At 54.3% G+C, this 19209-nt stretch carries 23 protein-coding genes and 1 pseudogene; 17 read left to right on the top strand and 7 right to left on the bottom strand.

What is annotated here, in order from left to right; genetic code table 11:
- Positions 1–11: 11 nt before the first annotated feature.
- Positions 12–569, bottom strand: a complete 558-nt coding sequence (locus QMF38_RS02205) for a GNAT family N-acetyltransferase (RefSeq protein ID WP_058093853.1) — start codon at positions 567–569, stop codon at positions 12–14.
- A gap of 117 nt (positions 570–686) precedes the next feature.
- Here QMF38_RS02205 and QMF38_RS02200 point away from each other — a divergent pair, with 117 nt between their 5' ends.
- From QMF38_RS02200 to codY, 5 genes are all read left to right on the top strand, one after another.
- Positions 687–911, top strand: a complete 225-nt coding sequence (locus tag QMF38_RS02200) for a helix-turn-helix domain-containing protein (RefSeq protein ID WP_006447211.1) — start codon at positions 687–689, stop codon at positions 909–911.
- Positions 912–1027: 116 nt separating this feature from the next.
- Positions 1028–1510 carry a hypothetical protein gene (locus tag QMF38_RS02195; protein ID WP_157057164.1) on the top strand — a complete coding sequence of 161 codons (483 nt, stop codon included), beginning with the start codon at positions 1028–1030 and terminating at the stop codon, positions 1508–1510.
- A gap of 45 nt (positions 1511–1555) precedes the next feature.
- On the top strand, positions 1556–1741 hold the full coding sequence (locus tag QMF38_RS02190) for a hypothetical protein (protein ID WP_040289636.1): 186 nt from the start codon (positions 1556–1558) through the stop codon (positions 1739–1741).
- A gap of 73 nt (positions 1742–1814) precedes the next feature.
- Positions 1815–2120 (top strand): YerC/YecD family TrpR-related protein, encoded by a 306-nt coding sequence (locus tag QMF38_RS02185; protein ID WP_006447214.1) that lies wholly within the window; start codon positions 1815–1817, stop codon positions 2118–2120.
- 260 nt (positions 2121–2380) lie between these two features.
- Positions 2381–3169, top strand: coding sequence for a GTP-sensing pleiotropic transcriptional regulator CodY (gene codY, locus QMF38_RS02180; protein WP_040289638.1), 789 nt, complete (start codon positions 2381–2383; stop codon positions 3167–3169).
- 71 nt (positions 3170–3240) lie between these two features.
- Here the strand turns inward: codY and QMF38_RS02175 are convergent, their stop codons facing one another.
- The gene (locus tag QMF38_RS02175; protein WP_058093851.1) at positions 3241–4620 is read right to left on the bottom strand and encodes a dipeptidase; all 1380 of its coding nucleotides are present in this window, start codon (positions 4618–4620) and stop codon (positions 3241–3243) included.
- A gap of 224 nt (positions 4621–4844) precedes the next feature.
- Here QMF38_RS02175 and QMF38_RS02170 point away from each other — a divergent pair, with 224 nt between their 5' ends.
- From QMF38_RS02170 to QMF38_RS02160, 3 genes are all read left to right on the top strand, one after another.
- Entirely contained in the window at positions 4845–5711 is an 867-nt protein-coding gene (locus QMF38_RS02170) for a serine O-acetyltransferase (protein ID WP_058093850.1), read from the top strand.
- 146 nt (positions 5712–5857) lie between these two features.
- Positions 5858–6658 carry an alpha/beta fold hydrolase gene (locus QMF38_RS02165; protein ID WP_058093849.1) on the top strand — a complete coding sequence of 267 codons (801 nt, stop codon included), beginning with the start codon at positions 5858–5860 and terminating at the stop codon, positions 6656–6658.
- Positions 6655–6966 carry a GIY-YIG nuclease family protein gene (locus QMF38_RS02160; RefSeq protein ID WP_074691395.1) on the top strand — a complete coding sequence of 104 codons (312 nt, stop codon included), beginning with the start codon at positions 6655–6657 and terminating at the stop codon, positions 6964–6966. Before QMF38_RS02165 ends, QMF38_RS02160 begins: the two co-directional genes overlap by 4 nt.
- A 7-nt stretch (positions 6967–6973) precedes the next feature.
- Here the strand turns inward: QMF38_RS02160 and ileS are convergent, their stop codons facing one another.
- Positions 6974–10117: an isoleucine--tRNA ligase gene (ileS, locus tag QMF38_RS02155; RefSeq protein ID WP_390853872.1), complete on the bottom strand. Its 3144-nt coding sequence runs from the start codon at positions 10115–10117 to the stop codon at positions 6974–6976.
- 501 nt (positions 10118–10618) lie between these two features.
- Here ileS and QMF38_RS02150 point away from each other — a divergent pair.
- Both QMF38_RS02150 and queC read left to right on the top strand, forming a co-directional pair.
- Positions 10619–10939: an iron-sulfur cluster assembly accessory protein gene (locus QMF38_RS02150; protein WP_058093847.1), complete on the top strand. Its 321-nt coding sequence runs from the start codon at positions 10619–10621 to the stop codon at positions 10937–10939.
- Positions 10940–11025: 86 nt separating this feature from the next.
- Positions 11026–11706 (top strand): 7-cyano-7-deazaguanine synthase QueC, encoded by a 681-nt coding sequence (gene queC, locus QMF38_RS02145; RefSeq protein WP_083495964.1) that lies wholly within the window; start codon positions 11026–11028, stop codon positions 11704–11706.
- A gap of 45 nt (positions 11707–11751) precedes the next feature.
- On the opposite strand, the gene QMF38_RS02140 is transcribed toward queC, so the two are convergent.
- Together QMF38_RS02140 and QMF38_RS02135 are read right to left on the bottom strand one after the other, a co-directional pair.
- The gene (locus QMF38_RS02140) at positions 11752–12255 is read right to left on the bottom strand and encodes a helix-turn-helix domain-containing protein (RefSeq protein WP_058093845.1); all 504 of its coding nucleotides are present in this window, start codon (positions 12253–12255) and stop codon (positions 11752–11754) included.
- Positions 12252–12650 (bottom strand): globin domain-containing protein, encoded by a 399-nt coding sequence (locus tag QMF38_RS02135; RefSeq protein WP_058093844.1) that lies wholly within the window; start codon positions 12648–12650, stop codon positions 12252–12254. The genes QMF38_RS02140 and QMF38_RS02135 overlap by 4 nt, the downstream gene beginning before the upstream one ends.
- A 141-nt stretch (positions 12651–12791) precedes the next feature.
- Between QMF38_RS02135 and QMF38_RS02130 the strand changes: the two genes are divergently transcribed.
- Both QMF38_RS02130 and QMF38_RS02125 read left to right on the top strand, forming a co-directional pair.
- The gene (locus tag QMF38_RS02130) at positions 12792–13169 is read left to right on the top strand and encodes a YlbF family regulator (RefSeq protein WP_058093843.1); all 378 of its coding nucleotides are present in this window, start codon (positions 12792–12794) and stop codon (positions 13167–13169) included.
- Positions 13166–13849 (top strand): metal-dependent hydrolase, encoded by a 684-nt coding sequence (locus QMF38_RS02125; protein ID WP_058093842.1) that lies wholly within the window; start codon positions 13166–13168, stop codon positions 13847–13849. Before QMF38_RS02130 ends, QMF38_RS02125 begins: the two co-directional genes overlap by 4 nt.
- 52 nt (positions 13850–13901) lie before the next feature.
- Here the strand turns inward: QMF38_RS02125 and QMF38_RS02120 are convergent, their stop codons facing one another.
- Positions 13902–14153, bottom strand: a complete 252-nt coding sequence (locus QMF38_RS02120; RefSeq protein WP_006447229.1) for a DUF3243 domain-containing protein — start codon at positions 14151–14153, stop codon at positions 13902–13904.
- A 118-nt stretch (positions 14154–14271) separates the two neighbouring features.
- Between QMF38_RS02120 and QMF38_RS02115 the strand changes: the two genes are divergently transcribed.
- Positions 14272–14562, top strand: a complete 291-nt coding sequence (locus tag QMF38_RS02115) for a hypothetical protein (protein WP_058093841.1) — start codon at positions 14272–14274, stop codon at positions 14560–14562.
- Positions 14563–14674: 112 nt separating this feature from the next.
- Here QMF38_RS02115 and dinB read toward each other — a convergent pair whose 3' ends face one another.
- Positions 14675–15973: a DNA polymerase IV gene (dinB, locus tag QMF38_RS02110; protein ID WP_083495963.1), complete on the bottom strand. Its 1299-nt coding sequence runs from the start codon at positions 15971–15973 to the stop codon at positions 14675–14677.
- Positions 15974–16076: 103 nt separating this feature from the next.
- Between dinB and argR the strand changes: the two genes are divergently transcribed.
- From argR to QMF38_RS02095, 4 genes and pseudogenes are all read left to right on the top strand, one after another.
- Positions 16077–16523, top strand: coding sequence for an arginine repressor (argR, locus tag QMF38_RS02105; protein WP_058093840.1), 447 nt, complete (start codon positions 16077–16079; stop codon positions 16521–16523).
- 139 nt (positions 16524–16662) lie between these two features.
- On the top strand, positions 16663–17586 hold the full coding sequence (gene cysK, locus QMF38_RS02100; RefSeq protein WP_058093839.1) for a cysteine synthase A: 924 nt from the start codon (positions 16663–16665) through the stop codon (positions 17584–17586).
- A 336-nt stretch (positions 17587–17922) separates the two neighbouring features.
- Positions 17923–18183, top strand: a pseudogene (locus QMF38_RS14775) (winged helix-turn-helix transcriptional regulator); the annotation flags it as partial.
- Between the two features lie 129 nt (positions 18184–18312).
- Positions 18313–19197, top strand: a complete 885-nt coding sequence (locus tag QMF38_RS02095) for an ROK family protein (protein WP_281758551.1) — start codon at positions 18313–18315, stop codon at positions 19195–19197.
- The last annotated feature ends 12 nt before the right edge of the window (positions 19198–19209 follow it).

Here is a 19209-nt window from a genome sequence, read left to right as displayed (position 1 = left end):
CAAATGTATAATCAATCGTGCAATGGTGTGATATACAGCATGATGGGAGTGCCTGCGGCAAATTGGCGGCGGCGCCAGTAAGAGTACCAAGGACTTGGACGTTCTCCTTGATACACAACGAACGCGATTGGGAGCTTTGCGTATGCACGCCTAGCGCGTTCGTTGGCGAGCGGGATGGATGCGACGAGCCAGTCCGCGTCATAGATTTCTTTGGCTGCATGGAGGGCGCGCAGTTTCAGCTTCTGATTGAGACCGGAGCCACGGGCGGCTGGCGCCAAATACGTGCCAATTTCCATCGCGCGTCCAAGATCCGGATGTTCTCCAAATGCCGTCGTGAGCGATGCAAAGCCGATAGGGCGTGCGCTTGGCTGTGCGATGGCGATTTCGACTTGGCCATCCCTCAGCCATGCAGACAGCGACCAAGCCTCCATCATTTGCGCAAACGCCTTTTGACTTCGCAGATCGAGCGGCCAGTTTGGCTCTGTCGAGTACGTGTTATAGAGGTGCCAGAGCGATTCCCAGTCGTCTAAACGAAATAACGTTTCGGGGCTATCTGGTTGATTCGCCATCGTGATCCCTTCCGGTTGGCCTTATAGCCATGTAATGACGTTCTACGATTGAAAAATCAACCTACCGAAATGAGGGTTGGTTTGATATCATTTTCTCAATCGTAGAACTGTCATGGAGTGGTTCGGTTGGGTGAACTTGCTCAGCGGTTAAGATACTATCGCAAATTGCGCGGCATGTCAGTCCGCGAGTTGGCTGAGAAGGCTGGCGTCAGTGTCAGTTACATTTATGCCATTGAATCGGGAGTTCGGGGAAGCAATGTTGTGAAACTGGGGCAGATTGCCGAGGCGCTCGGAGTTCAGTTGAGCGAACTATGGGGCGACGCGCCGGAACGCCCATGGTAAATCAGCCTTGGGAGATCATTGCCGGGGCGAGGCGCAGTCATGGGCTGACACAGCTGCAGGCTTGTTCAGGCATCTGTTCACAAACCGTGTATTCGTTGTTCGAGCAGGGGGTGCTCATGCCCAGCGATAGCGAGATCGAACAAATTTGTTTACGCGTAGGTGTGCAAGATGTAGAAGGGCTTACGCAACTGTGTTCACTTCATAGAGAGCGGCTTTCGCAAAAAGTCGCTCTTTGGCGAGCCTTTGTGCATCAGGATACGCATGGTGTAGGTCGTTTACTGGCAAACCTGACCGACGAGGCGCTTCTTGTGGATGCACTTTGTTATCAGACGTGGCTTTTCACAGTCGCACCAGACGTTGCTTGTACGTTTACGCAACCACCTGCCGTAGCCAGCCTGGCAGAATTGCACAGCCTTGTCGTCACGGCGCGGAGTTATCTGCCAAAGAGTATGTTGGGGCGCGGTGATATTCGTTTGCTTGTGGTGCTTGCCGTCATCGAGGCAGACTTGGCTACGACGCGCGGGCGGCACACAGCCGCCACATATTGGCGCGATCGCGCTCAAGAACTTCGGTTGCAGGTGCCTAGGTACTGGGTGTAAGGTAGTGCGGTGAGAACAAGCTCCTATTCTGTGGGAGGCGATGACGTGGAGACGGAAGAACAGCGCGGGTATCTGGATGCCATACGGCACGTCGAACGTGCACTGGAGCACCGCAAGCATCATCTGCAGGAGCAGTCCCCAGAGTCGCTTCCCGGCGGTGAGGAAGAACGACAGGCGCGCCTCGATGAAATCGCGCACATCAAGCAGGTCATTCGCTCGTTACATCGCTAGAGGTTGCATGGCATCTTGAGCGGTTGTCTGGTACACTACTTTCGTACGTCAAAGTGGTAAAGGATGAATGGCAATGGCGCTCGAGAGGCTGGATACGCACGACGTTCGCCAATTGTTTCAGGCCATTCTGGCCTTGCAAAACGAACAGGAGTGTTTTCAATTTTTTGAGGATCTGTGTACGGTCGGAGAAATACAGTCGTTGGCCCAGCGCCTGGCTGTCGCGCGTATGTTGCGCAATGGTGCAACGTATCACGCCATCGAAGAGCAGACCGGGGCGAGTACGGCGACCATCAGTCGTGTTAAGCGTTGCCTGCATTACGGGGCCGATGGTTATCGGTTGATCCTTGAGCGACTCGCGGAAAATCAGACAGAGGACTGAAGGATAGAACGACCTGGCAAAAATGTTTTGCATCCAGTTGACATAGGACTGCGGCAGAGCGTTCCATTGCGGAATGTCCAATGTCGCAGTTTGTTCATTTGACATTCTCACACGTTCTTTGTAATCTCATATGGTGCGGATGAATTGTCTGTGTTATGCCGATAATTTAAACAACAGAAACAATTCATCGATTGTAAAGGCATTCGATGATTGCACAAAGACGCATCGATTTTTTACGAAGGAAAAAGGTGACGATAGCTGTGAAGCTGTTAGAACAGGTTCAGGAATTGGGGCAACTGCTCCATCGCTCGCACGAACAGGTAGAATTTCATGAAGTTGCAGAATTTTTGAGTAAAGTCATGCACAGCAACGTGTATATTGTCGGGCGCAAAGGGAAAATCCTCGGGTACGGTGTCGCGGAACACGCATTGACCGAGGAATGGCTGAATATTATGACCAAAGATCAGCGCTTCCCCGGCGATTTTAACAAACATTTGTTGCGCATCGAACAGTCTGTTGCCAACTTATCTGATGCGCAGAAGCAACCCTTTTACGTGTTTTCACCAGAAGAGAACGAGTCATTCCGCAGTAAATATATCGCCATCACGCCGGTGATCGGCGCCCGTGAGCGCCAAGGTACGCTTGTCTTTGCGAGATCGGAACAGCCATTTGACGAGAACGACGTCATCTTGGCTGAGTATAGTGCCACCATCGTCGCACTCGAGATTGTCCACTCGCGCCAGCAACAGAAGGAAGAAGAGGGTCGGCAACGGGCGTTGGCGCACTTGGCTGTAGAATCGCTCAGCTTTTCCGAATTGCAGGCTGCCAAGTATCTGCTTGACGCTGTTCGCAACTCGCCAGACGGTATTGTCGTCAGCAGTCAGATTGCCGATGAGCATGGCGTGACCAGATCTGTCATTGTGAATAGCATTCGCAAGCTGGAAAGCGCGGGAACGATTGAAAGCCGCTCGCTTGGTATGAAGGGCACGCACTTGCGCATTTTGAACCAGTTTGTCGAAGACGAAATCAATCGCCAGTTTGAGCGTTGATGGCTGTCTATGTATCCGTGTATGACAAAAGCCACCCGAGTGCGGGTGGCTTTTGTCCATCCTGCGGTGGATTACGCTTGGCCCATCGCTTGGGACAAATGTGTGTAGTAATAGCACAAAGTGCGCAATCCCTTGTCAAAGTTGTCGAGGGAGAAATGCTCGTTGGGCGCGTGGAAGTTTTCGTCGCCAAGGCTGAAGCCCATCATCACGACCGGGATGTGGAGCACGTTCGAGAACGTCTCGACCACCGGGATGGAGCCGCCCATGCGCGTGAACACGGCTGGTGTACCGTAGGCGTGGGCATATGCCTCAGAAGCCAGTTGGATGGCTGGGTGGTCATAAGGCGCGAGATACGGCTTGCCGCCATCTTGACGAACCAATGTGATTTTTGCCCCTGGTGGTGTATGCGTCGCCAGGTGGTTCTCAATCAGGTCGAGAATTTCCTGCGGATCTTGGTTGGGTACCAATCTGCATGTGATCTTCGCGTGCGCTTCGCAAGGAATCACCGTTTTCGTGCCTTCCCCTTGGAACCCGCCGTATATGCCATTCACTTCGAGGGTTGGGCGCGCCCAAAGCCGCTCCAGGGTCGTGTACCCAGGTTCGCCATGCAATTGCGTAAGACCAAGCGATGCTCGATACGCTTCGTCGTCATGGCCCAACTTTGCATACTGTTCTTTCTCCTCCTGGGCAAGGGGGGCGACATTGTCGTAAAAGCCTGCGACTGCCACGGATCCGTCGGCGTTGTGAAGGCTATTGAGCACCTCCACCAAGGCGTGAATTGCATTGGGGACGGCGCCGCCATAGAGACCGGAGTGCAAGTCGCTCGCCGCCGTCCTGACGTCGATTTGACACGCGGTTAGACCTCGCAGACCATAGACGACGGCTGGTTGAGTCGGCGAAATCATCGTCGTGTCAGAAATGAGTATGAGATCTGCAGCAAAGTGCTCGCGTTCTTTTTCCATAAAGGCGTGTAGATGAGCAGAGCCAATCTCCTCTTCGCCTTCGATGCAGAACTTGATATTGACGGGGAGCTTGCCCAAGACGGCGAGCAAGGCACCTAAAGCATGGATATGCATCAGCGTAGGACCCTTGTCATCGCTTGCGCCGCGCGCGTAGATTTGGTTGCCTTGGACGGTTGGCGTAAACGGAGGCGTCTTCCACAGGGAAACGGGATCGACAGGTTGAACGTCGTAGTGGCCATACACCAATACGGTTGGCGCATCTTCGGCGTGCAACCAGTCGGCGTAGACGACCGGATGTCCCCCAGTTTCCATGAGGGTAGCGTGCTCGAAGCCGGCATCCGTCAGTTTTTGCAAAATCCAGGTGGCTGCGCGGCGCACGTCCTCCTTATGTTCGCTTAGCGCGCTCACACTTGGAATCGACAACAACTCGACAAGTTCGTCCAAGTGGCGCGATCGGTTGGCGGACAAGTATGATTCGATAGCGTCCATTCGGTCTATACTCCTCTCTGGCCTGTCACTTCATCGCTGACAGGTGTTTCATATAGGAGCATATCGTAAAAAGGTCGTACGGAAAATGGTGTCCATTCTGGGATGCTCGAGGATGGGTAAAACCCACTTTGCACACGGGATTACAGAGTTTTTTGCAAACTCTCGGCGATGTATACTCGTAATAGATGGATCGGCAAAGGGAGCGAGAGGAGAAGAGAAACGGGATGAACACCCAGGAAATTGCTAGCCATTTGCTGCAAAACAGTTGCCGTATGTTTAAAGGGCGTACCTGTCATCCAGAGCCGGAGGCCATCCGGGAAATCGTCCTCTTAACCAGGTCATCCTTGTTGCCAAATTACTTCGAAGTCGAGGCGGATCGTCGCCTTGCCGATAAAATTGAACGGTTGCGCTCGGTGCTTGCGGAGCAGATTCACCGTGCATCGTATCAATCTTGCCTGGGCAGCGGCGGCACCGAGGAAACGCGCAAGTCTGCTTGGGCCAAGGCGGACGCATTTATCGAACATCTTCCAACTCTACAGGATTTCGTCTACGAAGATGTCGTCGAAACGCTTCATGGTGACCCGGCTGCGTCTGGGCACGACGAGGTCATTTTGACATATCCGGGCATTCTTGCCCTGCTCATCTACCGTGCCGCCAATCTTCTGCATCGCTTTGGCGTGCCATTGCTCCCGCGTATGATGACCGAATACGGGCATCGCATGACCGGTGTCGACTTGCACCCAGGCGCGACCATCGGCCGCGGGATTATGATCGATCACGCGACAGGCATCGTCGTTGGGGAGACGGCGGTCGTTGGGAACCATGTTAAAATTTATCAAGGCGTCACGCTTGGCGCACTGTACTTTCCGAAAGACGAGGGCGGTGAATTGGTTCGCCATATCAAGCGCCATCCGACCGTGGAGGATTATGTGGTGTTGTATGCGAACTCGACCGTGCTCGGCGGTGATACGGTCATTGGTCACCATAGCGTGATCGGTAGCAACGCGTGGGTCACACAATCGGTGATGCCGTATAGCAAGGTTGTGTATGAGACAGAAAGCGTCGTCCGACCGCGCGGTGTGAAGTCGTGATACGGGCTTAAAACGTCCCTCACGCCATGGAAAAATCTCCGGCGTTGTGTTACATTTGTATCAACCCTTTACCCCTGATTTGGGCCACCTGCTTGTAGGTGTGCCTCTTTTTTTATATTTGGATGGTTCGATGGGAGGAATCGAGGGTGCCACGAGCTGACTTGGGTGCTGTTGAGCTGTACTACGAAGTGCATGGAGAAGGGCAACCCCTTATTTTAATCATGGGTCTGGGTGGAAACGCCGACTGGTGGGGCGATGGATTTGTCCGTCGCCTTGCTGCCAAGCATCAAGTCATCGCCTTCGACAATCGCGGTGCGGCGAGGACAGTATTGCGTGGGGACGAGCACTTTACGTTGGCCGAGATGGCGGGGGACGTGGTCGGCCTTATGCGACACTTGGATATCGCGGTTGCCGACGTGTTTGGCGTCTCGATGGGCGGCATGATTGCACAGGAGGTTGCTCTTAATTACCCCGGTCACGTGCGCAAGCTGATTCTTGGGTGCACGACATGTGGGGGAAAGGAGCAGACGCCGCCGACAGCGGAGGCCGCCAGCATGCTGGTTGGACAGGCCGGCGCTGCGGAAGGGCAGATGCAAAGCCACCTTCGACTCCTCTTTCCTGATGCGTTTATCGCCGCCAATCTGCCGTTGCTCGAAAACAGCTTTCGCGCGCTGATGCGCCACCCGATGCCGCGGGACAACTACCTCCGGCAACTGCATGCCATCGAGACGTGGCCTGGGACCTACGACAGGCTGCCATCGATCACGCACGAAACGCTCGTCCTGCACGGCACGGATGATATCCTAATCCCGGTTGAGAACGGACGTACGCTTCATCGTAGGCTCCCGAACTCGACCCTGCGCGAATATTCCGGCGCCGGACATGGCTTTACGCTGCAAGCCGCAGGCGATGTCCTCCGCGACGTCGAATCGTTTCTCGACGCATGAGCCAAGATGTACGTCTCCCTACAGGGGAGCACGGTCGTGTACCAGGACACTTCGTCTATATTGTCGAATGCAGCGATGGAACGCTTTATACCGGTTACGCAAGGGACGTTTTGCGGCGGATTGCGATGCACAACGAGGGCCGCGGCGCGAAGTACACGCGCGGGCGCGGCCCAGTTCGTTTGCTATACGTGGAATCCTATGCCGACCAAGGTGCGGCTTTGCGGCGCGAAAGGGCCATCAAGCGGTTGACACACGCCCAAAAACTCCGGTTAGTGGCCACCTATCAGGACCCCCGGGGCACGGCCTAGTGCCCCGTCAGCGCCCCACGGCAAGCGTCAGCTTCTTGCCGTTGACATCCCATTCCTTCTCGAGATCGGCATCTGCAAGCGGAGTCTTTGCCCATTCGCGGATGAGTACCGTCGACTCGATGCGCGTGCGGTTGCGATCGATCACGCCGAGTAAATCCGCATCCCCGTCGGCGAAAAAGCGCACTTTGTGCGTCACGCCATAGTCCACCTCTTTGCGCATCATCTGCATTTTCGAGATGATCTCGCGGACAAATCCTTCTTCTATAAGTTCTGGCGTCAGTTCCGTGACAAGACCCACAAAACCGCGGTTGTCGACGCTGACCAGCCCCTCAAAATTCGCCTGATAGCGAATTTCTCCGTGTTCTGTCGTCAATGTCTCGCCCTCGAGCTCGACGGCACCGTGTTTGCGGAACGCCTCGATTTGTTCCGCCGTCGCCGTCTTCGCAGCCTGATTTAGTTGTTGCGTCTTCTTGCCAAAACTTTTGCCGACCGCGGCTAGGTGCAGATACAATTCAGGCTTCGCGATTTCATCCAGATCCACAAATCGTATCTCTTTGACGTTCAGCTCGTCCTTGAGAATCTCCGTGAACTTGCCGAGCACCGCTCGTTCGGCATTCGGCACATATATCGCAGACAGCGGTTGGCGCGTCTTCAACTTGCTTTCATTGCGCAGATGACGCCCGGTTTCGACGACACGCAAAACCGTTGCCATTTCGCGAATCAGCGCTTCGTCAACAAGCGTGAGGTCGGGGATCGGGAAGTCGCAAAGGTGCACGCTCTCGGGAACGTCCGTGCGCACGCCGTTCAACCGAACGATATTTTGGTAGATGTCCTCTGCCAAGAACGGCGTCACAGGTGCCGCCAGCATCGCCGTTGTCGCCAGTGCCTCGTACAGCGTCAGATAGGCCGATACCTTGTCGTCATCCATGCCTGGCGCCCAAAAACGATCCCGGTTGCGTCGCACGTACCAGGTTGAAAGCTCATCGACGAACGCTTGCAAGGCGCGAGCAGCCGTTGTCGCATCATAGCGCTCATATGCAGCATCGGCAGTTGCAATGGTCTGGTGCAAACGCGCCAGCAGCCAACGATCCATAAGCGGCCGCTTTGCCACAGGGATCTCCTTAGCCGTACGCGGATCAAACTCGTCGATACCCGCATACAGCGCGTAGAATTGGTGGATGTTCTGCAGCAGATCGATAAACTTCGCCTTGCTCTCCGCGACTGCGCGGTGGTAAAACAGCTGCGAATTCCACGGTTGTGTGTTGGCGACAAAATAGAAGCGCAGCGCGTCCGCACCATGCATGTCGAACGCCTCGAACGGGTCGATCACGTTGCCTTTCGACTTCGACATCTTTTTGCCGTGTTCGTCGAGCACATGGCCAAGCACCAATACATTCTTATAAGGTGCCTTGCCCGTGACGGCCGTCGAGATGGCGAGCAAGCTGTAAAACCAACCGCGCGTCTGGTCGATGGCCTCGCAGACAAAGTCGGCGGGATACAGTTTTTGAAACAGCGCCTGATTCTCGAACGGGTAGTGCAACTGAGCAAACGGCATGGAGCCTGAGTCAAACCAGACGTCGATCACCTCAGGTACGCGAATCATCGTCCCGTTTCCGCACGAACAAGGCCATGTCAACTCGTCGATATACGGCTTATGCAGTTCCTGTGGCAGACGCCCCGCTTTTGCTGCGAGTTCCGCCTTTGAGCCAATGCATTCGAGCCGTGCGCACGCCTCACAGCGCCAAATCGGCAAGGGGGTTCCCCAGTAGCGGCTGCGCGACAAGTTCCAGTCGATCACGTTTTCCAAGAAGTTGCCCATGCGCCCGTCGCGAACGTGCGGCGGAATCCAATTGACCGATTGCGAGTTGCGGATCAAGTCGTCCTTAAACTCTGTCGTACGAATGAACCAGGAGTCGATGGCGTAGTAGATAAGCGGCGTGTCACACCGCCAGCAGTGCGGATAGGCGTGCTCATGTTTGTGTTTCTCATAGAGTAGGCCGCGGTGCGCCAGCGACTTGACGAGATCGACGTTCAGTTCTTCGTCTTTGACGAAACGGCCCACGTAATCCGCGACGTCAGACGTGTAGCAACCGGTCTCGTCGACAAAGTTGATAAAAATGAGCCCAGCGCGCTGACACGCTTTGTAGTCGTCTTCACCGTGGGCCGGGGCCATGTGGACAATGCCCGTGCCGCTGTCGTCCGTGACGTGATCGGAGGCGATGACGATGTGCTTTTTGCCGTCCTGAACGACGTATGGGAAAACCGGCTCATAGGCCGTGCCAACTAGGTCGCGACCTGCCTTTTTGTCGATCACATTGTCGCCTTCGGCGAGGAAGTTTTCCTCTAAGCCTTCTGCAACCCAGACGTTTTCGCCGAGTTCTGCCTTATGAATTAATACGTACGTCAAGTCGTCGTGAACAGCGAGCGCGACGTTACTCGGCAAGGTCCACGGCGTCGTCGTCCACGCGAGCAGGTATGTCGGACGTCCTTCCACATCGCCGTCCTTGACGCGGAACTTGGCAGTGACGGACAAGTCTTTGACATCCGCATAGCCTTGTGCCACCTCGTGACTCGACAGCGTCGTTTCACAGTGCGGGCAGTACGGGCTCACGCGGTGACCTTGCACCAACAGACCTTTGTCGAAGATCGTCCTGAGCAAGTGCCATACGGATTCGATGTAATCGTCGGTGAGTGTCATATACGGGTGATCGAGATCCGTCCAATAGCCTAAGCGTTCCGTTAATTGGCGCCAGGTCATCTCGTACTTAAAGACACTGTCACGGCATGCCTGTACAAACTTCTCGACTCCGAATTCCTGGATCTGCTTTTTGCCGCTAATGTGGAACTTCTTTTCGATCTCGATTTCCACTGGCAGCCCGTGCGTGTCCCAGCCCGCTTTGCGCATCACGTGGAAGCCCTTCATCGTCCGATAACGGGGATATAAATCCTTGAATACGCGCGTCAACACATGGCCAGGGTGGGGCAGGCCGTTTGCCGTCGGCGGACCTTCGTAGAACACCCATTCCGGGCACCCTTCGCGATTCTGCTCGCTTGCGTGAAAAACGTCGCGATCGCGCCAAAACGACAGAACGCGTTCCTCGCGCGCCTTTGCGGGCTCTTTGGCATCGACTTTGCGGATCGACATGTTCATTTCCACTCCTTCGTTGTCCATCAAAAAACACTCGTCCGCGAAGGGACGAGTGTTTGCTCGCTGTACCACCCAACTTAGCGATTCGGCCTTATGATTCGAGCCGACCGCTCCATCCGTCGAATGTGTCCGCAATCGCGGCGCATATGCGCCCGACGAGGATCACCATTCGGCCCTCGATAACGGGAGGGAGCCGATGCTGCCTACTAGGCTGGCTTGGCGCCTTGGCGGGTTCAGCAGATGCCTTAGAGGGGATCTTCGCGGCGCAGTCGTGCACGGGCTCACACCATCTCCCGATTCGCTTGAGCACGCTCGTGTCGCCGCTACTCGGCCTCATCATGGGCGGTAGCAGTTTTCTGTATTGACGTATAGTATACTGACTGACATCGCTTATTGTAAATTTGTTTGCTCAAATGTCCAGTGTCGGCATCTCGATGGTTGGATATGCATCGTGACGCGTCTTCGCCGAGGCGCTACAATGGATGGGGAGAGGGGAGACACCTCATGCCGATCTTCACCAGTAGAGCGTGCCAGGAAATTGCACGGTTTCAGCGCGAGGAATTATATTCGGGTGAATTCATTCGCATCGCCCGTGCCTATCAGTGCGGGGGGCCAAGGTTTCAATTGACGGTCGACGACGTGATGACCGGCCTGGATCGCATCGTGCCAATCTCACAAGCGGCTGCCGGGCCGTCGTTGGCAGAGTCCGACGAGAGCATCACCGTCGTGATCGATGAGGTGTGTTTGCATTTGCTTGAGGGCGTCACAGTCGATTTTCTGGAGACGGGCTTCACGTTTGCCGATGCGCCTTCGGCGGTCTGTTGACGGTCGACCGCCTTACATAAGAACGGACAGTCGGACAAGCTATAGAATCGAGCCTAGAGAATGAACTAGAAATGGGGCGTATAGGAGTGGCGAAGGCAGTTGTCATTTTGAGTGGCGGGCTTGACAGCACCACCTGCATGGGGATTGCCCAGCACGCTGGGTATGAATTGTTTCCCATCACGTTTGACTACGGGCAGCGCCATCGGATAGAACTTGAGTGTGCGAAAAAGGTCGCGGCCCATTATGGAGTTCGCGATCATCGCATCGTGTCGCTCGACTTTTTGCGGCAAATCGGCGGCAGTGCATTGACCGATGATGCTATCGAGGTGCCGACGTCTGGCGTTTCGCGCGATATTCCTGTGACGTATGTACCTGGACGCAATCTTTTGTTTTTGTCCATTGCGGCTTCCTATGCGGAAGTCATTGAGGCGACGGCGATTTACATTGGCGTCAACGCGTTAGACTATAGTGGATATCCGGATTGTCGGCCGGAGTTCATCGAAGGCGTACAGCACGTCCTGCGCATTGGCACAAAGGCAGGCGTGGAGGGTCGGTCCATGCAAATCGAAACGCCACTCTTACATTGGTCGAAAGCCGAAATTATTCGCAATGGCTTAGCCCTGCGCGTTCCGTATGAGCTTACCACATCGTGTTATCAAGGCGGCGAGGAGGCCTGCGGTGAGTGTGACAGCTGTCGGCTGCGCTTAAAAGGTTTCGCCGAGGCTGGTGCACGCGATCCAATCCCATACCGCGTGTCTGTGGGCTGACGTTGCCGTCCATAAGGCAGAACTCGTGAACTTGTGGCGGCTGGTTCAAGCTTGAAATGCTTGAATCAGCCGCCAGGTTTTTTCTAATTGCTTGCGCTTCTCGGCATCGGCCGTTACAAGTGTCTGCAAAAAAGGCATGGCGTCGGGGTGCATGCGCACAAAGAGGATAAGTCTAGCCTCTTCACGGGTTAGGGCGAGCTGTGTGACACCCAGCCCGTCAGCAGCGGCGTCCTTTTGGCTTGACTGGCTGTGAACTTTCAACGGACTTGTATTCGTGACAGGTCCATTCGGCACGGCTTGGCCCAAGGGAGCAACGGTCGGTTGGTCGATGGGGGCGTCAGGCCTGAGCATCGCAATTGGGGCTTCCAACGCCGCTGCCAACTCGGCTAATGTAGCATCGTCCGGTTGTCGCCGATTCGTTTCGTACATCGCGATAGCGCTCGTCGAAATGTTGGCCCGTTCCGCGAGCTTGGCTTGAGTCAATCCACGCTGTTTGCGCAATTGGGCAAGCCGTTCACCTAATGTGCCAACAGGTGTTTCATCTTTCATATGCCCCTTTGTTCCTCCTCCAGTTCCGTATTGACCATGTGATAGGCTGTTGCTGTCAACCGTTGTAACATGGCCTCGCGCGCCGGTGTAGGAATGTCTGCATCCGCCATTGCGCTTGCCATACAGCGCAACCATGCCTGTGCATGGCGCGTCGTGATCGGAAATGGCAGGTGGCGGGCGCGAAGCATCGGCTGGCCGCGGCGCTCTGTGTAGAGCCTGGGGCCACCAAATAACTGTGTCAAAAACCAAAATTGCCGCTCTTTCACTTCATCAAAGGTCGGCGGAAACAGCGGGCGCAGCAGGGTGTCAGCAGCTACTTTGTCGTAGAACGACTCTACCAGTCTGCGCATCGTCGTCTCCCCACCGATGGCTTCATACACGGTCAAGGCACTCATTTGTTCACGTCCTTTCCACGATGACAGTATAACCAAACGGACATAGCAAGTCTTGTATGACCTTGATGAAGACCAAACGGTGAGAATGGGATTTGGCCGATGGATTCGCAAGAATTATAATGCTTGGGGGGAGGGAGTTCGGTGAATCCGTATGACCATGCGCATGCCTTAGCCAGGGCGATTCGTGAATGGGAACCTTTTCAGCGAGCACTCGACGCAATACGCGCCTTGGACCAGGAGCCAGCGGCAAAAGACATGTTGGTCGATTATCTTCGCCGGCAATGGAGAATGGAAGCTAAACAGCTCCGCGGGGAAGCACTGACGGACGAAGAAAGATCGACGATGCAAAAGCTTACGGAAGTCGTGCAATTGAACCCCAGTGTTCAAAAGTATTTGCAGGCGGATCGAGAATTGCAGACATTGATGATGGACGTACACACCATTTTGTCAACGACATTGGCCGACGTGCACGTCGTATCGGCAGCCGAGATATTTGAAGAAATGGGGCGTGACAAATGAAGATTACATATCATGGGCAATCGTGCTTTGTTATCGAGAGCGGAGAGCATCGGCTGATTATTGACCCGTTTCTCAGCGGTAACGAGAAGGCTGTCATCAAGCCTGAGGACGTTAAGGTTTCACACGTTGTCTTGACGCATGGCCATGCCGATCACGTCCTTGACGCGGAAGCCATCGCTCGCAACAACGATGCGACGATCATCGCGGCAAATGAGTTGGCGGTGTACTATGCACGCAAAGGGCTGAAGATACATCCACTGGGCATCGGCGGCAAGGCTGATTTCCCGTTTGGGCGTGTCAAGGTTACATTGGCATTCCACGGATCTGGGGTCGAGACGGAGCAAGGTCTGGTCTATGTGGGCCCGCCGGTCGGTTATTTGCTGACCATTGAAGGAAAGACGATTTATCATGCTGGCGATACGGGTTTGTTCGGTGATATGAAAATTCTTGGTGAACTGAACCAGATCGATCTCGCTCTGCTTCCGATTGGCGACAATTTTACGATGGGGCCCGAGGATGCTTTGATTGCAAGCGAGTGGTTGCGGGCAAAAACGGTCATTCCCATGCACTACAATACGTTCCCGCTCATCGCTCAGGATGGTGCACAATTCGTGCAGGATCTCAAGATGCGCGGAATTCAAGGTGTCGAATTGAAAATTGGCGAAACGTACGAGCTGTAACCAAGGGTAGCATAGAAACGGGCGAGCCGCACTTGCGGCCCGCCCGCGCCTTTTAGTGCGCCTTGTCGGCCATTTTGACCATCACACTGGCAATCGCGTTGCGCTCCTGCTCGTTTGCGCTGTCCCACATCTCTTTAAGCAAGCGCTGTTCGTCATTTTTCGGATCAACTTTATCCGCCAAGAATTCACCCATCTTTTTCGCTACGTTCGAGATCTGCTCGTCGCTAAATCCCATCGCTTGTGCCTTGTCGACGTGTTCCCCCAGAAACTCCCGCCACTTGTCGAAGCTGTCGAGTACGCTCATGCGTTCTCCTCCTCCACATAAGTGATTTCGGACTCAATGTTCCCCATGCGGCAGATGGTCATACTTCATCGGGCACATACATATACGTGGACAAGGTGGAAAAAAGGAGTTGGTTGTGGTGCGAAGGAAAGTCGGGGTTCCACGCCAAATTCGGCGCCAGTCCATAATCTACACGTGCGCCGCAATAGCACTTGGCGCTTACGGCATTCCGCGGCTGCCGCGAATGTCGCACGGCATAGCAGGTACATTTACTGCAGCGTGGATGCTGGTCTTAGCCTTGTCGATCTGCGCCAATCTGTATTTTGTTTTGGGGGCAGACAAGGAGCGCAAGCGGCTCCTCGAAGAGCAGCAGTATCGAGCGGAAGCGGAGGCGCCGTTCTCACATGTCCGCGCACGTGCGCGTGGGTGAGCACCTCCGCTGTCCACGAAGCTCGCCTATTCGCGTTTGCTCGTCCAAGCCACAAGCCCAATGGCCAAAACAAAGCAGGTTAAAATCGCAACGATTGGATCTAGATTCCCATTCATGACTTCCATCTGTTAGACTCCTCTTCATGTAGGTTGTCTGTCTGCAACGACGTGCCGCGAGCGCGCTGATCTTCAGCGGCCCGGCCGTCGTGGTCAAGCATTCGGCCGCGGACGACGACATGCTCACCAAATCGATTGCGCAACGAATCGGTGACCTCCGTCAACTTTTGCAGGCGCAGCCGTTTATCAAAGGCAGCGCGATCGCGTGGGCTGTCGAACAACCCAAGCTGCCACGTGATGTCCACCTCATTGACATCCACTAGCTCGCTGACACTGATGCCAAGCAGACGGATTGGTTTTTGTTCAGGCCAATTCGCATTGAGCAAGGCCATCGCATCGCCATAGATGTCCTCCGTCAAACTGGAGGCCAGTGCGCGTTTGCTTTGGCGTGAAATGGTATGCATAAACTTGTCGCGGATGGTCAGTGTGACGACGCGCCCAGCTTTTCCGTACTTGCGCAGGCGTCGGCCCACTTGGTCCGCGAGTTGCAGAAGTGTCCTTCGGATGATTTCCTGGTCTGTGGCGTCGACGGCCAGTGTGACAGAATGGCCCACACTTTTTGGCGAGGGACGTTCACTGACGACGGGACGTTCATCCAGTCCGTTTGCATGTTGCTGAAGCACGGCTCCGCGACTGCCACAGGTGCGCTCGAGAACCTCCAAAGGGGCAACGGCGAGATCGCCAATCGTGCGAATGCCAGTCTTGTATAAGGCGAGCGCGGTGCGGCGTCCCACACCATACATTGCGGAGACGGGTAACGGCCAAAGTAGACTTTGATAATTCGCCTCGTCAATGCGCGTGATGGCCATCGGTTTGCGCAGATCGCTCCCCATCTTCGCAAAAAACTTGTTCGTGGCAACGCCGATGGAGCAGGGAAGCTGCAATTCAGCGCGAAGGATAGATTGAATCCTACGGGCGATCTCCATGGCGTCACCGAATTGCCCACTGCCGGTCACGTCCGCGTAGCATTCGTCGATGCTGACAATTTCGACAGCAGGCGTAAATCTACGCACAATGTCGAATACTTGGCGTGCGAATGTTCGGTACAGTGGGAAGTCAGGGCGAATGACAAGCAATTCGGGGCACGCGCGCATGGCCTCGGCAACGGTCATCGTCGTGCGCACGCCGCGCGCCCGCGCCTCATAGCTCGCTGTAACGACGATGCCGTGGCGGGTTTCTGGATTGCCGGCGACGGCGATGGGTTTGCCGCGATAACGATCAGGTGACTGGGCAACGTGGCACGACGCGTAAAACGCGTTCATGTCGATGTGGAGAATTTGTCGCTCCCGGTCCATCGTTGACCCACCTCTCGTAACTAGTGTAACGGACGGCGTCCAAAAAGGGAACGCAGCAAGGTCAACGGTGGACGGATGTATCAAATGGCAGGAGGCAACGCATGTGAAAGAGCAACGGTTGTTGCGGATACGGGAACTGGTGAGCCAACAGGAAATCGAAACACAGGAAGAGCTGGTTCGTGCACTTGAGGAAGCCGGTTTTCAGGTGACGCAGGCGACCATCTCACGCGATATTAAGGAACTGCAGCTGATTAAAATCGTCGGGTCCAATGGAAAATACAAATACGCAATTCCGACGGCGACCAATACGGTATCGCTAGACGCTTTGCGCAGGCGCCTGGCTGACGTGTTTATCTCTCAGGCGCGTGCCAGTAACCTCATTATCATCAAGGTGGCGCCAGGCAACGCACACGCAATTGGGGCGTTGATGGATGCGCTGAATCCCCCTGGTCTTTTAGGGACGATTTGTGGAGATGACACGATGTTGCTCGTGTGTCAGGACGAGCAAAGCGCCATCGATTTGCTGAACGATGTATTGGATGTGGGCTAAAGGAAACGGGTTCGGCTGAGGCCACAACTGAAATTTCACTTTTTCCGAGTTATACTATAAGAGTTGAATTCATTTTGGTGATGCTCGGTGCTGTGCTGGCTCAAAGCACTTAGCTCAACGCGAACAAGGAGTAAATGCCATGCCATTGTACAACTCGATTCTCGAACTCGTCGGCCACACGCCTACAGTTCGCCTTAACCGGCTTCCGGATCCGAATGGTGCACAGGTTTACGTGAAATTAGAAGGGAAAAATCCAGCCGGTAGCGTAAAGGATCGGCCTGCTTTAAACATGATTCTGCAAGCCGAGAAAGAGGGTAAGCTGATTCCGGGCAAGAGCACCGTGATTGAAGCGACGTCGGGGAACACCGGTATCGGCTTGGCGATGGTTTGTGCTGCCAGAGGGTATCGCTGTATCATCACGATGCCGGAAAACGCCACCGAGGAGCGTGTCAAATTGCTTAAGGCCTATGGGGCAGAAGTGCACCTCACACCAGAAGGCCAGCGCATGACAGGAGCCATCAAAGAGGCTGAACAACTGGCGGCAAGTATTCCGTATAGCTTTATCGCCCAACAGTTCGATAATCCGGCCAATCCAGACGCCCATCGTGGCACGACGGCGGTTGAAATTTATGAGGATTTCGAGGGTAAGCTCGACGCTTTCGTGCTGACGGCAGGCACGGGAGGCACCGTTACTGGCACGGGTGAAGAATTAAAGAAAAGGATCCCAGGCCTCAAAATTTATGTCGTCGAGCCCAAAGGGTCTCCTGTGTTGTCGGGAGGGCAACCAGGGCCGCATAAGATTCCCGGTACCGGCCCAGGCTTTGTTCCTAGCATCTTGAATCGCAAGGCTTTCGATGAAATTCTGCTGATCGAAGACAAAGACGCACAAAACACGGCGCGGCGCTTGGCTGCAGAAGAAGGTATTTTGCTTGGTGCATCGGGGGCGGCTTCTGTGTTTCATGGTTTGCAAATTGCCAGCAAACTGCCGAAGGATGCACGAGTGCTCTGCTTGGCGCCTGACACTGGAGAGCGCTATCTATCATCGGATCTATACCAGATATAGGTGCTTGGTTGGCCTGGCGGGCGGAAGGGCATTGCGTAAGGGAGAATTTTTTTCGCAAAAGATAGGTCTCAGGACTCATGTGTCCGGCATGAAGGGCCAGTATACTACATGGTGTAGTGTAGACGAACTGTTCTACACTGTACCTAAACCCGAATTGCCCGGTCTGCGGGCAGGCTCATCGGCCGTATGCTGATGGGTCTTTTTTTTGTCTTTGATCAAGAAATCTCTGTGCTTTCCTAAGTTTGGGTCATTGGGATTGGGATATGTCTTTATACGACCGTGTGTACAACGGAATTGATCAGGAAACTCGCAGTCGATACGTTTACAGACACGCAAATGGCTCCTCATGAATGCGTTTACAGCCGCGTTGTCCCGATATATAATGCCTTCAAAAGAAGTTTGTTTGGTATCAGAGCAAACAAACCTGCTAGGGAGTGTGCAGAAGTGCGTATGGGAACCGTCGTGCGCAACCTGAATCGTGCAAATGTTTTAAGGGAGGTGAGATTGCATCAGCCCATTTCTAGAGCTGACATCGCGAAACGCTTAGGTCTTAGTCGATCGGTTGTCTCCGAGATCGTCGACTCCCTACTTATGGATGGTTTTGTGCGTGAAGTTGGGACAGGAAGATCAACATCGAGAGGGGGGCGCCCTTCTGTTCGACTGGAGTTCGTCCCAACGGCACGATACTCATTTGGAATGGATATAGGCGGAACAAAGACGATATTGATGCTGACGGATCTCGCTGGAAGCGTCATTGCGCATCGCAAGATAGCATCGCATCCCGACGGGGCTGATATTGTCGAGCATTTGCGCAGGCAAGCGCAAATGTTTCTCCAGGAGTCTGGCGTTCCGAAAGATAAAATTGTCGGATCCGGAATTGGTGCACCAGGGCTTATCAATTATGAGGACGGCACGGTCATCGCTGCACCAGGGTTGAATTGGATAAACGTGAATTTGCGAGATGCCTTCCATTCATATCTGCCTGAGCCGATTATTGTCGACAACGATGTCAACATGGCGTTGATTGGGGAAAAATGGGTGGGGGCTGGTGGTGACGATGAGGACGTCATTTTTGTCGCCATTGGTACTGGCATTGGGGCTGCACTTATGCTTGGTGGCCAAATTCACCGTGGCTCGGCAGGATATGCGGGTGAGGTCGGATATGCTCCGGTTGATCCGTTTACAGATGCTAAAGGTGATCTGACCCGATTTGGACCGCTTGAGAACGTAGCATCGGGTACTGGAATTCGATTAGAGGCCAAAGCAAATATGAATCTATTTCCTCAATCAATGCTTCGGGGCAGAGAGATTCGCACTGAGGAAGTGTTTGAAGCCGCACGACATGGCGATGAATTGGGCCAATATGTCGTGGACAGGACAGTCAAATATTTAGCTTTTGCTTTGGCTCATATGGTTGCCCTAGTAAACCCTGCGCAAATCATTTTAGGGGGAGGCGTGATGCGGGTTGGGGATACCCTCCTCAAGCAAATTGATCAACGTTTGAAGCAAATCATGCCGATACAAGCGCGTTTAACATTGGCCCAGCTGGGTGAATTGGCAGGTGCGTATGGAGCTGCGGCAAGCCCAATTTTGGAGATGTACAGAATCTAATATGAACTCATT

It is taken from the genome of Alicyclobacillus hesperidum subsp. aegles (genome assembly GCF_027923525.1).
Taxonomy (GTDB): Bacteria; Bacillota; Bacilli; order Alicyclobacillales; family Alicyclobacillaceae; genus Alicyclobacillus; species Alicyclobacillus aegles.
The sequence above is the reverse complement of the archived record's forward strand: the minus strand, read 5'-3'. Positions and strand labels throughout refer to the sequence as shown.

Excerpts from the sequence above, each read along its gene's own strand:
- QMF38_RS02185 (WP_006447214.1), top strand. The coding sequence starts at position 1,815 with ATGGCGCTCGAGAGGCTGGATACGCACGACGTTCGCCAATTGTTTCAG.
- QMF38_RS02095 (WP_281758551.1), top strand. The coding sequence starts at position 18,313 with ATGCTGACGGATCTCGCTGGAAGCGTCATTGCGCATCGCAAGATAGCA.
- QMF38_RS02150 (WP_058093847.1), top strand. The coding sequence starts at position 10,619 with ATGCCGATCTTCACCAGTAGAGCGTGCCAGGAAATTGCACGGTTTCAG.
- QMF38_RS02135 (WP_058093844.1), bottom strand. The coding sequence starts at position 12,650 with ATGAGTGCCTTGACCGTGTATGAAGCCATCGGTGGGGAGACGACGATG.
- QMF38_RS02170 (WP_058093850.1), top strand. The coding sequence starts at position 4,845 with ATGAACACCCAGGAAATTGCTAGCCATTTGCTGCAAAACAGTTGCCGT.
- QMF38_RS02160 (WP_074691395.1), top strand. The coding sequence starts at position 6,655 with ATGAGCCAAGATGTACGTCTCCCTACAGGGGAGCACGGTCGTGTACCA.
- QMF38_RS02205 (WP_058093853.1), bottom strand. The coding sequence starts at position 569 with ATGGCGAATCAACCAGATAGCCCCGAAACGTTATTTCGTTTAGACGAC.
- QMF38_RS02140 (WP_058093845.1), bottom strand. The coding sequence starts at position 12,255 with ATGAAAGATGAAACACCTGTTGGCACATTAGGTGAACGGCTTGCCCAA.
- QMF38_RS02125 (WP_058093842.1), top strand. The coding sequence starts at position 13,166 with ATGAAGATTACATATCATGGGCAATCGTGCTTTGTTATCGAGAGCGGA.
- cysK (WP_058093839.1), top strand. The coding sequence starts at position 16,663 with ATGCCATTGTACAACTCGATTCTCGAACTCGTCGGCCACACGCCTACA.
- QMF38_RS02195 (WP_157057164.1), top strand. The coding sequence starts at position 1,028 with ATGCCCAGCGATAGCGAGATCGAACAAATTTGTTTACGCGTAGGTGTG.
- QMF38_RS02175 (WP_058093851.1), bottom strand. The coding sequence starts at position 4,620 with ATGGACGCTATCGAATCATACTTGTCCGCCAACCGATCGCGCCACTTG.
- ileS (WP_390853872.1), bottom strand. The coding sequence starts at position 10,117 with ATGAACATGTCGATCCGCAAAGTCGATGCCAAAGAGCCCGCAAAGGCG.
- dinB (WP_083495963.1), bottom strand. The coding sequence starts at position 15,973 with ATGGACCGGGAGCGACAAATTCTCCACATCGACATGAACGCGTTTTAC.
- QMF38_RS02120 (WP_006447229.1), bottom strand. The coding sequence starts at position 14,153 with ATGAGCGTACTCGACAGCTTCGACAAGTGGCGGGAGTTTCTGGGGGAA.